Source organism: Stenotrophomonas maltophilia group sp. Smal17 (genome assembly GCF_030237045.1).
In the GTDB taxonomy this organism is placed as follows: Bacteria; Pseudomonadota; Gammaproteobacteria; order Xanthomonadales; family Xanthomonadaceae; genus Stenotrophomonas; species Stenotrophomonas forensis.
The window spans coordinates 64,210-78,522 of sequence record NZ_JASJSU010000009.1; the positions used below are offsets into that span (position 1 = coordinate 64,210).

The 14,313-nt window shown below is 65.1% G+C and carries 12 protein-coding genes; 4 read left to right on the plus strand and 8 right to left on the minus strand.

All coding sequences use genetic code 11. From position 1 onward, the window contains the following. Nucleotides 1-13: 13 nt before the first annotated feature. The 8 genes from tssH to QRO93_RS04570 all read right to left on the minus strand — a co-directional run bounded on the left by tssH (nt 14) and on the right by QRO93_RS04570 (nt 9,631). The gene (gene tssH / locus QRO93_RS04535; RefSeq protein WP_180881009.1) at nt 14-2,767 is read right to left on the minus strand and encodes a type VI secretion system ATPase TssH; all 2,754 of its coding nucleotides are present in this window, start codon (nt 2,765-2,767) and stop codon (nt 14-16) included. Between the two features lie 66 nt (nt 2,768-2,833). Beyond that, nucleotides 2,834-3,925 (minus strand): type VI secretion system baseplate subunit TssG, encoded by a 1,092-nt coding sequence (gene tssG / locus QRO93_RS04540; RefSeq protein WP_006465179.1) that lies wholly within the window; start codon nt 3,923-3,925, stop codon nt 2,834-2,836. Further along, on the minus strand, nt 3,889-5,724 hold the full coding sequence (gene tssF, locus QRO93_RS04545; protein WP_008268648.1) for a type VI secretion system baseplate subunit TssF: 1,836 nt from the start codon (nt 5,722-5,724) through the stop codon (nt 3,889-3,891). The genes tssG and tssF overlap by 37 nt, the downstream gene beginning before the upstream one ends. Next, a complete protein-coding gene (tssE, locus tag QRO93_RS04550; protein WP_006465264.1) occupies nt 5,724-6,212 on the minus strand; it encodes a type VI secretion system baseplate subunit TssE in 489 nt (162 codons plus the stop codon). Before tssE ends, tssF begins: the two co-directional genes overlap by 1 nt. A gap of 126 nt (nt 6,213-6,338) precedes the next feature. After that, entirely contained in the window at nt 6,339-6,836 is a 498-nt protein-coding gene (locus tag QRO93_RS04555) for a type VI secretion system tube protein Hcp (RefSeq protein WP_006465355.1), read from the minus strand. A 146-nt stretch (nt 6,837-6,982) separates the two neighbouring features. After that, nucleotides 6,983-8,473 carry a type VI secretion system contractile sheath large subunit gene (gene tssC / locus QRO93_RS04560; protein WP_006465400.1) on the minus strand — a complete coding sequence of 497 codons (1,491 nt, stop codon included), beginning with the start codon at nt 8,471-8,473 and terminating at the stop codon, nt 6,983-6,985. Nucleotides 8,474-8,476: 3 nt separating this feature from the next. After that, nucleotides 8,477-8,977, minus strand: a complete 501-nt coding sequence (gene tssB / locus QRO93_RS04565) for a type VI secretion system contractile sheath small subunit (RefSeq protein WP_006465402.1) — start codon at nt 8,975-8,977, stop codon at nt 8,477-8,479. A gap of 30 nt (nt 8,978-9,007) precedes the next feature. Then, nucleotides 9,008-9,631 (minus strand): tetratricopeptide repeat protein, encoded by a 624-nt coding sequence (locus QRO93_RS04570; RefSeq protein WP_087944931.1) that lies wholly within the window; start codon nt 9,629-9,631, stop codon nt 9,008-9,010. 238 nt (nt 9,632-9,869) lie between these two features. Between QRO93_RS04570 and tssJ the strand changes: the two genes are divergently transcribed. The 4 genes from tssJ to QRO93_RS04590 all read left to right on the plus strand — a co-directional run. Then, nucleotides 9,870-10,493: a type VI secretion system lipoprotein TssJ gene (tssJ, locus tag QRO93_RS04575; RefSeq protein WP_053450037.1), complete on the plus strand. Its 624-nt coding sequence runs from the start codon at nt 9,870-9,872 to the stop codon at nt 10,491-10,493. Nucleotides 10,494-10,708: 215 nt separating this feature from the next. Next, a complete protein-coding gene (gene tssK, locus QRO93_RS04580) occupies nt 10,709-12,043 on the plus strand; it encodes a type VI secretion system baseplate subunit TssK (RefSeq protein WP_053450038.1) in 1,335 nt (444 codons plus the stop codon). Further along, nucleotides 12,043-12,834: a type IVB secretion system protein IcmH/DotU gene (gene icmH / locus QRO93_RS04585; protein ID WP_040007497.1), complete on the plus strand. Its 792-nt coding sequence runs from the start codon at nt 12,043-12,045 to the stop codon at nt 12,832-12,834. Before tssK ends, icmH begins: the two co-directional genes overlap by 1 nt. Before the next feature lie 10 nt (nt 12,835-12,844). Then, nucleotides 12,845-14,313, plus strand: a 1,469-nt coding sequence (locus tag QRO93_RS04590) for a type VI secretion system Vgr family protein (protein WP_285303972.1), incomplete at its 3' end; no start/stop codon positions are given.

The window sequence follows — 14,313 nt, forward strand, 5'->3', positions numbered from 1 at the left end:
CTTCTGCTCAGTGTCATGACACTTTGTATTTGAAGTCACCCTTCTTGCCGGCGGTGACCTTAATGGCGTTGATCCGGTTTCCTTCGGCCATTGCCGCCAGCACGCTCTCGGCGATTTCCGGCAGCAGGGTTCCATTGAGGATGTGGTCAACGTTGCGCGCACCCGAGTCCACTTCGGTGCAACGTGCAAGCACGGCCTCCACCAGGCTGTCGTCCCAGCTGAAGGTGGCCTTGTGATTGGCGATGACGCGGTCGCGGATGCGGCCGAGCTTGAGCGTGATGATCTGCGCCAGCACGTCATCGTTGATGGGGTAATACGGCACCACCTTCAGGCGACCGAGGAAGGCCGGCTTGAAGGTGCGCATCAGTACCGGGCGCAGCGCGTCGGACAATGCCTCCGCGCCGGGGATCTCTTCGGCCGGCTTGTTCAGGCAGGCCTGCATGATCTGCGAGGAACCGATGTTGGAGGTAAGGATGATGAGCGTGTTGCGGAAGTCGATCTCACGGCCTTCGGCATCATCCATCATGCCCTTGTCGAACACCTGGAAGAACATTTCCAGCACGTCCGGATGGGCCTTCTCGACTTCATCCAGCAGCACCACGCTGTACGGGTTGCGGCGCACGGCTTCGGTCAGCACGCCGCCTTCGCCGTAACCCACGTAGCCCGGCGGCGAGCCTTTCAGGCCGGACACGCTGTGCGCTTCCTGGTACTCGCTCATGTTGATGGTGACCAGCTTGCGCTCGCCGCCATACAGGATGTCGGCCAGGGCCAGCGCGGTCTCGGTCTTGCCGACACCGGACGGGCCGACGAACATGAACACGCCACGCGGCTTGTTCGGGTCTTCCAGCTTGGCGGTCGCGGTGCGCACGCGCTGGGCGATCGCATCCAGTGCATGGTCCTGGCCGATGACGCGCTGGACCAACAGATTGCCCAGCGTACGCACAGTGCGGATTTCGTCCTTGACCATGCGACCCAGCGGCACGCCGGTCCAGGCCGAGACGATTTCGGCCACCACGGTGCCGTCGACCTGCAACGGCACCATCGGGGTTTCGCCCTGCAGCTCACGCAGCTCGGCCTGCAACCGCGCCAGCTCGGCATGCTGCGGCGAGAGTTCGGCCTTGGCCTTGCCGCGCTTGGCAGCCGGCTTGGCCACGGCAACATCGCCTTCGTTGTCGTCGCTGGACGGCTCGGGATCGCCCGATGCAGCCTCGCCCTGCTCCATCTGCTGGCGCAGTACGGCGATGCGGCCGGCCAGGTCACGTTCGCGGCCGAGGCGCTCTTCGTTGCTGGCCAGCACGGCCTGCGCTTCGGCCTGTTGTGCATGCAGCTCGGCCAGGCGTTCGCCATGCTGGTCGCTGCCACCGGCCGTCTCGCGCTGAAGTGCGGAAATCTCCGCCTGCAGCCGGTCCAGATGCTTGCGGGTGTCTTCGATGATCGCCGGAGTGGCGCTCTGCCCCAGCGCGACCTTCGCACAGGCGGTGTCGAGCACGCTGACTGCCTTGTCCGGCAGCTGGCGGCCGCTGATGTAGCGGTGCGACAGGCGCACTGCTTCGGTCACCGCCTCATCCAGCACGCGGATGTTGAAGTGCGCCTCCATCAGCCCGACCATGCCACGCAGCATCGCCGCAGCCAGCGCCTCGCTCGGTTCCTCGACCTTCACCACCTGGAAGCGGCGCGCCAGCGCGGCGTCCTTCTCGAAGTACTTCTTGTACTCGCCCCAGGTGGTGGCGGCGATGGTGCGCAGCTCGCCGCGAGCCAGTGCCGGCTTCAGCAGGTTGGCTGCATCGTTCTGGCCGGCGGTACCGCCGGCACCGATCATGGTGTGCGCTTCGTCGATGAACAGGATGATCGGATGCGGGCTCTTCTTGACCTCGTCAATCACGTTCTTCAGGCGGTTCTCGAATTCGCCCTTGACGCTGGCGCCAGCCTGCAGCAGGCCCATGTCCAAGGTGTGCAGCTCCACCCCCTGCAGCACGTCCGGCACGTCCTTGTCGGCGATGCGGCGGGCCAGCCCCTCGACTACGGCGGTCTTGCCGACGCCGGCCTCGCCGGTAAGGATCGGATTGTTCTGGCGACGGCGCATCAGGATGTCGATCACCTGGCGGATCTCGCCATCGCGGCCGATCACCGGGTCGATTTTTCCATCGCGCGCCCGCTGGGTCAGGTTGGTGGTGAACTGGTCCAGGGCGGGCGTCTTGGACAGGCCGCCCTTGGCCTCGCCCGGCACCGCACCCTCGTCCTCGCCCGCTTCACCGCCGGCCGAGGCATCAGCGAAGCGCACGGTCTGCACCGCTTCCTGCGAGCCTTCGGTGAGCTTGGCGAAGTCGTGCTTGAGCTCGTCGCGCTTGAAGCGCACGAAGAGCTTGGAGCCCCGGTAAGCCAGCTGCGCCAGGTCGGGTTCGGTCAGCAGGGCCAGCAGCAGATGGCCGCTGCGGATGCGGGTGGTTTCCGAGTCAAGCGAGGCGATCAGCCAGGCATGCTCGAACAGCTTGGGAATGTGCTGGGAGAACACCGGAGTGCGGCTGTTGCCGGTCTTGAACTGGCTGATCTCGTCGTTGAGATCGCGTTCCAGCGACTCCGGCAGGATGCCGCTGCGCCGTGCGATCAACACGAAATCGCTCTGCGGCTGTTCCAGCAGGGCCAGGAACAGGTGTTCCAGGTCCACCTCGTAGTTGCCGCGTGCCATGCACAGGTTCGCCGCCCGTTCGGCGGCCTGCCGGCAGGTGTCGTCCAGTTTGCTGATCAGGGTCTTGAGGTTGATGCTCATGCGGAAACGCGCACTCCTTGCTGGAACCGTTCGGGAGCCGATGGCGCGGACGCCATCGGCGCAGTGTCATTGCAATGTGTGGATGCCATAGGTGGTGTCCTCACGCGAGGTATCCTGCGGCCGGGTGCACAGGTAGCTGTCCCAGCCCAGGCGGACGCTGCCTGCGCTACCGAGTGCGCTGCCCTGTACATCCTCGGCCCGCAGCACCAGGCGAACTTCATACTCAAGAATGCCGCCGGTCAGCAGCGACAGCCATTTGGACAACGCTTCGGCGGCACTGCCACCCGGCAGGAACGCATCGAACTGGTCGCGGCGCAGCGGCCCGATACGCAGGCGCAGGCGCAGGTCGCGCTGCCACACCCGATCTCCGGCCAGCGCGCTGGCGCCCAGCACCGCGTTGGCTTGGCCCAGGCGGGTCGCCTGCCCCGGCGGCACCCGGTACCACGCGCCCACGAACTGCTCCAGGTGCAGCGGCACCTGGAAATAGTCCGACAGCACGCGCTGCATCAGCGCCGCCGAGACCGGTCGTTGCCGCACCGCGCCGGCGTAATAGGCCACCGCCTGGTCAAAGATCTCGCCGTCGCCCTCGTGCAGGCGGTCGCGCAGCTCGCTCATGCCCATGCCCAGCAACGACAGCACCAGCGGCAGGAAGCGCTCACGGCGATCCAGCTCGTACTGCAGCGCCAGGCGATGTTTCTTCCAGGCAGCGTAATGCAGTGACACCGCACGGGTGGAGAAGATGTCCAGGAACGCCCGTGCAGTCCGGTCACGCTGGTAGAGCTCGCGCAGCTGCAGGGTTTCGGTGTAGTGCAGGGGCAATGCACCGGCCGTCCCCAGCAAGCCCATGAACTGCGGCGTCAGGTGGACCTCGGCGAGTTCCTCACCATGCAGCGCCTGTTCCACGGCCTCGCGGTCCAACAGCCGCTCACCCTTGAGCGAATACACCTCGCCCTCGGCCGACAACTCGGTGGCCGGAAACCCCAGCGACAGCGAGTTGCGGAAGCGCACGCGCATCGGCACCGCCTGGCCGGGCTTGACGCCCTGGCGCTGGAACACCTGCTCAAGCAGGCGCACCGCCTGGAAGAACTCGAAGCGGTGTGGTTCGGCCAACAGCTGCTGGGCTACGCCAGGATCGATTCGCCGCTGCGCGCTGGGCATCGGACGATCTCCTCTCCGCTGTCGCCGGATACCAGCACCAGTCGGGTAAAGCTGTTGGCATGCACGTAAAGTGCAAAGAAGTGGTCCATCACCTGGGCGAAGGCGGCCACGCCGGTTCCCACGAAATGGGCCTCATTGATGGTCAAGCGGATTTCCAGGCCACGCACCACCGAGGCGAACTGGCGGCCGTGCATCCAGGTGGTCACCGGCGTCTGTTGCAGCTCGAGGATTCCGTCGATCTGGCGGGCCGACACATTGCTGCCGGACAGGTCGTACAGGCGCAGCATCTCCTTCAGTGCCGGAAGCCCGCTGGCAGTGAGCGACAGCTGGTTCAACGACAGGTGCGAGATCAGGCGCCACTGCGCGTTGCGGCCATGGCGGAATCGCAGCGGCTTGGTCGGCTTGCGCAGCAGGCTGATCGCCTTGGCCGGGCTGCCGCCCTCGATGGTCAGGTCGCCTCCTGCCACACCGAACGCCAGCTGGTTGGGCAGGTCGCGATTGCTGCAGGTCAGCTCCAGGCTGACCGTATCGGTCTGCGGCAGTACCGGATTGAACGACAGGTCGACGAAACTGATCTCGGTTTCGAAACCCGGGCTCTGCCGCGCGATGTCTTCGTCCCGCCGCGCCACCCAGTACTGGCCGGTGCGCTCGGGGTCTTCGCCATGATGCAGCGAATAGAACGGCCGGAATGCCTGGATCAGCTCGCCCTGCGGCGTCTGCCGGATGCGGTGCACCGAGTCGATTGAATGCACTTCATAGGCGAACGCGCGGCGTGCATCCGCCAGCACCGGGTAGTTCACCGTACGATGGGTGACACGGATCGGCTCGCCGCTGGTGCGGAACAGATTGACGATGGGCGTGCAGCCAAGTCGCACGTTATGCGCGCCCAGCTCCTCCAGCACCATCGCATTGCCCCGGTCCTGGCCCTGGGCGTGCAGCACCAGGTGAAGGGTGAAGCGTCGGCTGGCGCCCGCCGTCACCGACGGCAAGTGCAGGTCGACAAAGCCGAATTTCTCGGGATAGGCGAACAGTTCGGTCAACAGCCGATAGGCCGGGTGCGAGCGCGCCGGAAAGTCGATCAGGGCCTCATCGTCGGCGAACCCGACCGGGCTCAACGGCACGCTGTCCAGGCGCCGCCAGCGTCCGTCGCCATCGGATTCGACGTAGGCCGCCTTCACGCCAAGCATCAGGGCATCGCGCAGCGCAGCCCGTACCGACGGCTCGCCATCTAGGAACAGGCGCAGGCGATCGGTACCCAGCTGGTGAAAACCCAGCTGATCGGACAGCAGCTGGAAGCCCATCGAGATCTGGCCGCCGGTTCCGGCCGGCAGGGTCGTCGCCATGGGCGCATCGGCGACGCTGCGATAGACCACCTGCTGCACGCCGACCGGCGCCAGCACCACATCGTAGGCCGTACGGAAATCGCAGGGCACGCCCCGGACCGGACGACTCTGGACGGCGGTTCCACGCGGCACGCGTACCGGCGCGCTCAGCTTGGAGGCCACCCCTTCGGTATCGAAATGGGCGATCGAGCAGGAGGGGAACGGCCGCAGATAGTGCGGATAGAGCACATCCAGCAGTGCGTCGGTGAACTCGGGATAGTCGTCCTCGATGCGCTTGGATACGCGCGCACTGAGCAGCGCGAAGGCCTCGATCAGGCGCTCGACATGCGGGTCCTGGCTGCCCTCGGCGGAGAGCTGCAGGCGACCGGCGATCTTCGGGTAGCGCTCGGCGAACTCGCGCCCGTAACGGCGGAGGTAGCCCAGCTCGCGTTCGTAGTAAGGCAGCAGGTCCTGCATCAGGCGGCCTGCGTGCGACGTGCGCGGGTGACCTGGTACTGCAGGGTCGAGGGTTGCAGCATCGCATCGAAGCTGACCGGCTCGCGCGCAGGCTCCAGGTCGAGCAGCGCATGGATGGTGAAATGCAGCCCGCCGGCAAACTGGTTGCCCGCATCCAGATGGACGTTGACGTTGCGCAGGCGGCGCTCATGGCGCGCCACGGCCTGCTCCAGCGAGCGGCAGATGGCAGCACGATCGTAGGCGTTGGCCAGGCTCATCGCGGAAAAGTCCGCCAACCCGTAGGTCAGCAGCGATTGCCGGCAATTGGGGAATTCCTTCATGTCGCCTTCCTGGAACGCGGCGCGCGAGTTCAACAGCCCCTCCAGGTCGCGGGCGATGGATTCCTTGTACTGCTCCAGCGAGACGGACTTGAAGACCGGCCCGGCGCCCGTCTGCTTGGGGGCGTCGTCGAACAGTTTTTCCAGCAGGCTGGGTTCGAGTCCCTTCATTGGTCGATCCACTCAGGTTCGGCATCCGTGCGGGCGGCAGCGGTGCATCAAAGGCAAGGCCGTTCCTGGCCTTGCCCGGCGATCAGACTGCGATGGCGCACGAGGCGCCATCGCAGCGACACAACATCACACGGTGTAGTTCGGGATGTTCTTGGTTGCACTCCACTGCGCGACGGTCTTGCCACCAACTCCGCCTTCCGGCTTCTGCTGCTGGTAAGTCCACTTGATGGCGCCGAAGCTCAACTGAACAACTTCCTGGGGCATGCCTTCCTTGTCCACCGTGGTGGTGACGCGGTGGACCAGCACGTTCAGCAGCTCGACCGTGTAGTAATTGATCGCGTTGCCGTCCTTGTCGGCGCGCATGAACTGGATCTGCGCCTTCGGGAAGGTGGTGCCGTTGGAGGCGGCCTGGTTGAGGGCCGTGGAGGCGAGGTCGATCGACTTGGTGATTTCGATCGGGGACAGGTTCACGCGGGCTGCGGTGGTGCCGCCGGAGGTCGACGCGGTGGCCGAACGCGGCTGCAACAGGTCCTGCGAGAACGACTGGATTTCGATCCAGTCCTTGTGCTTGTCGTCGTGCGACTCGCCCTTGATGGTGTCAATCGAGAGGAAAGCGTGCTGCATATCTGGTCTCCTAAATTCCGTTCTTCCGTGAGATTTGATGTGCCAGGCGCGGGCCTGGCGGTTAAGGGGGGCTACGCCCTCTTGAAATAAGCGTCACTGCAATCCGGGGAGCGGACTCCCCTGGACGCTTCAGTTGAAGCAAATCGTTACGACTTTTTCGCGGACGCCGGCAGTTCGGCGACCAGACGCAACGAAACAGACAGCTCATCGAGCTGGAAATGCGGCCTGATGAAGGCCACCGCGCGGTAGACACCGGGCTTGCCCGGCACCTCCGAAACCTGCACAGAGGCTTCACGCAGCGGGAACTGCGCCTTGGCTTCCTGCGACGCGTTATCGTCCAGCAGTACGTACTGGGCAATCCAACGGTTCAGGAATTCCTCGACGTTGCCCGCCGAAGCGAAGCTGCCGATCTTCTCGCGCATCATCGCCTTGAGGTAATGGGCGATGCGCGAGACCGCGAAGATGTACTGCAGCTGTGCAGACAGGATCGCGTTGGCATTGGCCGAATCGGTGTTGTACTTCTTCGGCTTCTGTGCCGACTGTGCGCCGAAGAACGCGGCGTAGTCGGTATTCTTGCAGTGCACCAGCGGCATGAAGCCGAGGTCACTGAGTTCTTTTTCACGACGATCGGTGATCGCCACTTCGGTCGGGCACTTCAGCGCCACTTCGCCATCGTCGGTGCGGAAGGTATGGGTCGGCAGGTCTTCGACCAGGCCACCGCCCTCCACGCCGCGGATGGCCGCGCACCAGCCGAAGCTCTCGAACGCCTGGGTCAGGCGCGCGCCCATCGCGTAGGCGGTGTTGCACCACAGAAACTTGCTGTGGTCGGCCGCTTCGATCTCTTCGACGAAGTTGAACCCCTCGACCGTGGTGCCGTCCTTCGGGTTGTACGGCAGGCGGCCGAGGAAGCGCGGCATGGTCAGGCCCACGTAGCGGCTGTCCTCGCTCTCGCGGAACGACTTCCACTTGGCGTACTCGACGGTGTCGAACACCTTGGCCAGGTCACGCGGCTTGCCCAGGTCGGTGAACGTTTCCAGGCCGAACATGCCTTCGCCGGCCGCGGAAATGAACGGCGCATGCGCCGCTGCGGCCACGTGCGACATCTGCTCGATGAAGTACATGTCCTCCGGCTGGCGGCCCAGGAAGTAGTCACCGATCAGCGCGCCGAACGGTGCACCGCCGAACGTGCCGAATTCCTCCTCGTAGACCTTCTTGAACAGCGCGCTCTGGTCGAAGTCGATGGCCGACTTGAAGTCCTTGACCAGGTCCTTCTGCGGCGAATTGAAGACCTTGATCTTCATGTTCGGGCCAGTGGAGGTCTGCTGGCACAGGTAATGCAGGCCCCGCCAGCTGCCTTCCAGCTTCTGGAAAGGCTCGGCGTGCATGACAGCGCTGAGCTGCTCGGAAATGATCCGGTCGATCTCGGCGATGCGTGCGTCAAGGGTCAGGTTGAGGTTGTCGGAGACCACCACGGTGCCGTCGAGGACTTCCTTCGCCAGGGCGGCGATGATGTCCTTGGCGCGATCATGCTCGGTCTTGGACTTGGCGACCTTGCTCTTCTCGACGATCTGGTCGAGCAGGCCCGCCTCTTCGGTTTCGACGGCCTGGGCGGCCAACTGGCTGGCTTCAGCTGACATGGGTCAGTCCTCCTTGGTCACGCCGAGCTTCTTCAGCTGCTCGGTGTTGTTGAGCACATCGGTCAGCAGGTCTTCCAGCTTCTCGTTGCCAGCCAGCTTGTTGCGAAGATCAGCCAGCTTGGTACGGGACTCGAGCAACCGGCGCAACGGCTCGATCTGCTCCACCACCGATTCGGGGCGGAAATCCTCGATCGAATTGAACTTCAGCTCGACGCCGAACTCGCCACCTTCGTCGCTGATCCTGTTCGGCACGCGATACACCGCGCGCGGCGCGATGCCTTCCATCACTTCATCGAAGTTGTCCAGATCGACGTTGACGAACTTGCGATCCTTCACCTTCGGCAGCGGCTGCTCCGGGTTGCCACTGAAATCGCCCATCACGCCTACCACGAACGGCAGTTCCTTCTGCTCGATCGCGTCACCCTTCTCCACATCGTAGGTGAGCTGGACGCGCGGCGGGCGGATCTTCTGCAGCCGCTTCTGGATGCTTTCCTTCTTGGCCATGAGTGTCTCCTGACTGGGGCCGGTTCCGGATCAGTTGCCGATGTTCTGGAACGGATCGGAGGTGTTCGAGCGGGCAGCGGGCTTGGCCGGCTGCGTGGCGGCGGGCTGCGCGTTGGCGGCCGGAGCGACGGCACGGCCTGCGCGGGCGCGGCTGCGCGGCTTGGGCTTGGGCGTCGGATCGAGAATCGCGTCACCCATGGTGTTGCGCAGGGTGGTGGCCAGCGTCTGTGCTTCCTTGCGTGCGGTGTCCGACGCCAGTGCACCACGCCCCTGCAGGCGGGTGAGCGACTGGTTGGCAACGCGGAAACCGGCAACGGTGATCACGCCATCAGCCACCAGATCGTTGGGATCGCGCTGAAGCACCTCTTCCGCCGCGACGATCGCGCGGGCGTACTGGCCCTGATCGAATTGCAGCTGTGCGATGCGCACCCACGGCTCCTTGCGCGTCGGGTCGGCCTTGGCCGCCACTTCGAACGCGCTGATCGCGGCATCGGCACCGCCAGCGGTGACCTGCGCCTCCGCGTTGCTCAGCGTGGTTTCGAACGGCACGACCTCGGCCTTCTTCGGTGCCGATGCGCAGGCCGCCAGGCCCGAGAACATCATCAGCGCGAACATCGGCCGGTATACAGCCTTCCCCATTGCCTTCACTTCCATAGTGATCCCTCGTCGAAATTAGTTCCTAAAGGAAGCCGAATCTCCGCCGATACAACACACGGGATTCCTGCCCCTGTCGGCGGCAGTGTACATTCGCGAATACGCGCCGGTATAGTGAATTTCGTCAAGAATATGGCGAATCCGGTAGACACACTCTTCACATCCCGATGTGATATTCGCGAGCAAAAACGCATATACGCGCACCTTTTACCCCGCACTCCGAGCCCGCCGACTGCACATGAATGCGCAACTTTTCCGATTCCGCCGCGTGATCTCCGTCACGATTTTCTCCCTGATTATGTCCGGCTCCCTGGCAGGTTGCGCCAGCGACAGCAAGTTGGGTAAAGCGATGGACAAGACCCTACAGGCGGTCGGCATCCGTGAGGAAAAACCCCAGGCGCCCCCGATCGTCCCGCTTCGCCTGTATGCCGGCAGCAACCTCAATGCCGGCAATGACAAGCGGGCCACTGCCGCGGTGGTCAAGATCTACCACCTGCGCAGTCTGCAGCGCTTCGAACAGGCCCCCTTCAACGCCTTCCTGGACCAGGCTGGCGAGCAGGCGGCCCTGGGTGCGGACCTGCTGTCGGTCAACGAAGTCGTACTGACCCCCGGTGCCCGGCAGGAATTGTCCGAGCAGTTGAGTGAAGGAAGTGCAGTGCTTGGCGTGGTCGCCCTGTTCCGCGCCCCGGCCGAGAATCGCTGGCGGCTCGCATTCGACACCAAGGGCAAGACCCTGCCGCAGGACGGGGTCACCATCGGCGTCCATGCCTGTGCGCTGACCAGTGACAGCAAAGCCTTGTTGACGCGCATTTCCGGAGATCCGGGCAGTCTTGCATCAATCCGTTGTGCAGGCGCGAAATAATATCGCGCCGGAATTCTGGCACCCAAATTCGTCGATGCGATAGTATCGCCAGTGCAAGGTTTGCCCCGGGCCGCTAAATGTGAGAAGCGACTCACATTTTCACATTACTGGATGGGGAGTTTTGTCGCAGCGGAGCGCGACGATGACGGAACCGGCCCACCAGGGCGATTTTTTTGAGCTATTTCCAAGGATTGAACGTGGCTTATGTAAGCAGGATGTCGAAGGTTCTCTGGGGTGAAGGGCTGTTCCTGCGCCCCCAGCATTTCCAGCGTCAGGACGCCTATCACGAAGCGCGGCTGCAGGACCTTTCGCAGACGCTGCATCCCTATGCCTGGGGTGCGCGCCGGGTGCGCTTCGATCCACATGCACTTGCCGGCGGCACGCTGCGTCCGCTCGACCTCTCGGCGGTGTTTCCCGATGGCGAGACCTACGACGCGCCGGCCCATGACAGCCTGCCCGATGCGGTGTCGCTGCAGGATCTGCCGCCGGGCGTGCAGTCCACCGTGGTCTACCTGGCATTGCCACTGCTGCGCGATGACGGCGCCAACTGCGCCGATGCCGAGGGCACCGCGCTGGCCCGCTACCGCCAGGCCAATCGTGACACCCAGGACCTGTTCACCGATGCGGTGGAAGCCGAACTGGCCTTCCTCAGCAAGGCGGTGAAGCTGCTGACCGATGATCAGCCGCGCGATGCCTACGCCACCGTACCGGTGGCACGCGTGCGGCGCACCTCCAGCGGCGGCTTCGAGCTGGATGACGAGTTCATCCCGCCGTGCGCGCAGCTGCAGGCCTCGCCGTTCCTGCACCGCGAACTGCGCGCGGTGCTCGACGCGCTGCAGGCCAAGGTGGACGCACTGTATGGCCTGCATCGGCAGACCTCGCAGAACATCATCGAGTTCCGCTCCGGCGATATCGCCTCGTTCTGGCTGCTGCACACCATCAACAGTTCGTTCAGTGCGCTGGCGCATCTGCTGCATCATCCGCAGCTGCATCCCGAGCGCCTGCACCAGGAACTGCTGCGCATGGCCGGCGCACTGCTCACCTTCTCCAATGCCTACCAGCTGGGCGACCTGCCGGTGTATCGCCACGATCAGCCGGAAGCCTCGTTCCGCAAGCTGCTGGAGATCGTACGCGCACTGCTGGATACGGTGATTTCCACGCGCTACTTCAAGATCGCGCTCAACGAGATCAAGCCCTCCTACCACCTGGGCCGGCTGGACTCGCAGCGCATCGATGGCAACGCCTCGTTCTACCTGTCGGTGTCGGCGTCGCTGCCGGCACAGGAACTGATCCAGAGCGTGCCGGTGCGGTTCAAGGTCGGCGCCCCGGATGACGTGGAGAAGTGCGTGCTGTCTGCGTTGCCGGGCGTGAAGCTGACCCATGCCGCACAGGTGCCTGCTGCGATCCCGGTGCGCCCTGGCAGCCACTACTTCGAACTGGACGCGCGCGGCGCGCTGTATGAGCGCATGCTCAAGGCGCAGTCGGTGATGATCTACGTGCCGGCCGGCATTGCCGAGCTGAAGATGGAACTTGTGGCGGTGACCTCATGATGAATTCCCCCCTGCCCCCGACTCCGGGCCCGATGCCGTCGCTGACCGCCAACGGCGCGATGGCCAATCCCACACCACAGGCCGCCAACCCGCAGAGCCTGCAGGACCTGATGTCCGACGGTTTCTACCTGCTGTTGCTGCTCAAGCGCGGGCAGCTGCCGCATGATGCGGAAAGCTTCGTGCAGACGGTGCAGAAGTTCCTCGATGGCGTGGAGCGCAATGCGATGCGCCTGGGCGTGGCGTCCGAGGATGTCTACGCTGCCAAGTACGCATTCTGTGCTGCCGTGGACGAGGCGATCCTGTCACAGCCCTCGCCGTTGCACGAAACCTGGGAACGCAACCCGCTGCAGCTGCGCCTGTTCGGCGAGCACCTGGCCGGCGAGCATTTCTTCGACCGCCTGGAAGAGCTGCGCCGACAGGGCGCCGCGCGCCTGCCCTCGCTGGAGGTCTACCACTACTGCCTGCTGATGGGCTTCGAAGGCAAGTACCGGCTGGAAGGCACCGAGAAGCTGGGCTACCTGACCGCCCGCCTGGGCGATGAGATCGTCTACCTGAAGGGAAAGCGCCACGGTTTCGCACCTCACGCGCTGCCGCCGGACAATGTGCGCCACAGCCTGCGCCGCGTGGTGCCGCTGTGGCTGCCGGCAGTGGTGGTCGGCTGTTTTGGCATCGTCGCCTTCTTCGGCATGCGCACCTATCTTGGCCATGAGACGCGCCAGCAGCTGGCGGCCTACAACGACGTGGTGCAGATGCCCGAGCGCACTGCCCACATCACGATCACCCTGCCATGAGCCTGATGATATGGACATCCCAAGCTCCGCACTGCTCGCATCCCTTGCTTCGCTGTCCCATCGCGAACGCCTGATCCAGCTGAAGGGGCCCGAGGAAGACCTGGTCGTCGAACGCTTCGAAGGCACCGAGTCGGTCTGCGGCGACAACCGCCTGCAGATCGACTGCCTGGCCACCGACGCCTTCCTGGAACTGGAATCCTGGCTGGAGCAGCCGCTGACCCTGCAGCTGCGCCAGGCCGACGGCTCGCTGCGGCAGTGGCATGGCCTGTGCACCGAGGCGGCACAGCTGGGCAGCGATGGCGGCCTGGCCCGCTACCGCCTGATCCTGGAACCCTGGACGGCGCTGCTGCGGCTGCGCCGCAATGCGGTGATCTTCCAGGACCAGGACACCCGCGCCATCTGCGAGCAGATCTTCACCGACTACCCGCAGGCGGTGTTCCGCTTCGACGTGCAGGCCGAACTGCCGGTCCGTGCGATCACCACCCAGTACCGCGAGACCGACTGGGCCTTCGTCACCCGCCTGCTGGCCGAAGCCGGCCTGGCCTGGCGCATCGAGCAGGCACAGGGCGATGAGGCCGCGCACACTCTGGTGGTGTTCGAGCCGGGTGCCGAACTGCCTGACTGCGGCACGTTGCGCTTCCATCGCGCCGACATGGCCGAGGCCAGCGATGGCATCACCGCCTTCGCCGAGCGCCAGCAGCTGGTGCCCAATGCCAGCACCGTGGCCAGCTGGCACAGCGAGCAGGTCGGTGCCGTGGCCGCGCAGTCCAGTGCCGACGCTGGCAGCCTGCCGGCGCTGGAGGTCTATGTGCAGCCGCGCGCCGGCCGCTTCGCGCAGTCCGGCTGGGCCGACGCCGAAGCGCAGGCGCGGCTGGATGCGCTGCGCGTCGGCCAGGTGCTCTACAGCGGCAGCGGCAGCGAGCGCCAGCTGGCCGCCGGCAGCACCTTCAGCCTGGCCCAGCATCCGCAGCACGAAGGCCAGGCCTTCCAGCTGCTGGCGGTGCAGCACGTGGCCCTGAACAACCTGGACCAGGGCATCGCCGACCTGCTGGGCAGCCCGGCACTGGAGCGCGGTGCCTACCGCAACAGCTTCATCGCCACCGGCAGTGGCGTGCCGCTGCGCGCCCTGCCGCAGGACCGCCCTACCCTGCACGGCCCGCAGACCGCGCGCGTGGTCGGCATCGCCAACACGGCGGTGACCCCCAACCGCGAGCACCAGGTGCGCATCCAGTTCGGCTGGCAGCGCGGCAGCACGCCCAACCCCGGCGGCCTGACCGACACCGGCAGCGCCCAGCCCGGCCATGCCCCCGGCGACCACACCAGCGGCAGCTGGGTGGCCGTGGCCGAATGGGTGGCCGGCCCCAACTGGGGCACCAGCTTCCTGCCCCGCGTGGGCAGCGAGGTGCTGGTGGAATTCCTGCACGGCGACATCGACCAGCCGCGCATCACCGGCCAGCTGTACAACGGCGAGGTCGCCCC

Excerpts from the sequence above, each read along its gene's own strand:
- tssH (WP_180881009.1), bottom strand. The coding sequence starts at position 2,767 with ATGAGCATCAACCTCAAGACCCTGATCAGCAAACTGGACGACACCTGC.
- tssG (WP_006465179.1), bottom strand. The coding sequence starts at position 3,925 with ATGCCCAGCGCGCAGCGGCGAATCGATCCTGGCGTAGCCCAGCAGCTG.
- tssF (WP_008268648.1), bottom strand. The coding sequence starts at position 5,724 with ATGCAGGACCTGCTGCCTTACTACGAACGCGAGCTGGGCTACCTCCGC.
- tssE (WP_006465264.1), bottom strand. The coding sequence starts at position 6,212 with ATGAAGGGACTCGAACCCAGCCTGCTGGAAAAACTGTTCGACGACGCC.
- QRO93_RS04555 (WP_006465355.1), bottom strand. The coding sequence starts at position 6,836 with ATGCAGCACGCTTTCCTCTCGATTGACACCATCAAGGGCGAGTCGCAC.
- tssC (WP_006465400.1), bottom strand. The coding sequence starts at position 8,473 with ATGTCAGCTGAAGCCAGCCAGTTGGCCGCCCAGGCCGTCGAAACCGAA.
- tssB (WP_006465402.1), bottom strand. The coding sequence starts at position 8,977 with ATGGCCAAGAAGGAAAGCATCCAGAAGCGGCTGCAGAAGATCCGCCCG.
- QRO93_RS04570 (WP_087944931.1), bottom strand. The coding sequence starts at position 9,631 with ATGGAAGTGAAGGCAATGGGGAAGGCTGTATACCGGCCGATGTTCGCG.
- tssJ (WP_053450037.1), top strand. The coding sequence starts at position 9,870 with ATGAATGCGCAACTTTTCCGATTCCGCCGCGTGATCTCCGTCACGATT.
- tssK (WP_053450038.1), top strand. The coding sequence starts at position 10,709 with ATGTCGAAGGTTCTCTGGGGTGAAGGGCTGTTCCTGCGCCCCCAGCAT.
- icmH (WP_040007497.1), top strand. The coding sequence starts at position 12,043 with ATGAATTCCCCCCTGCCCCCGACTCCGGGCCCGATGCCGTCGCTGACC.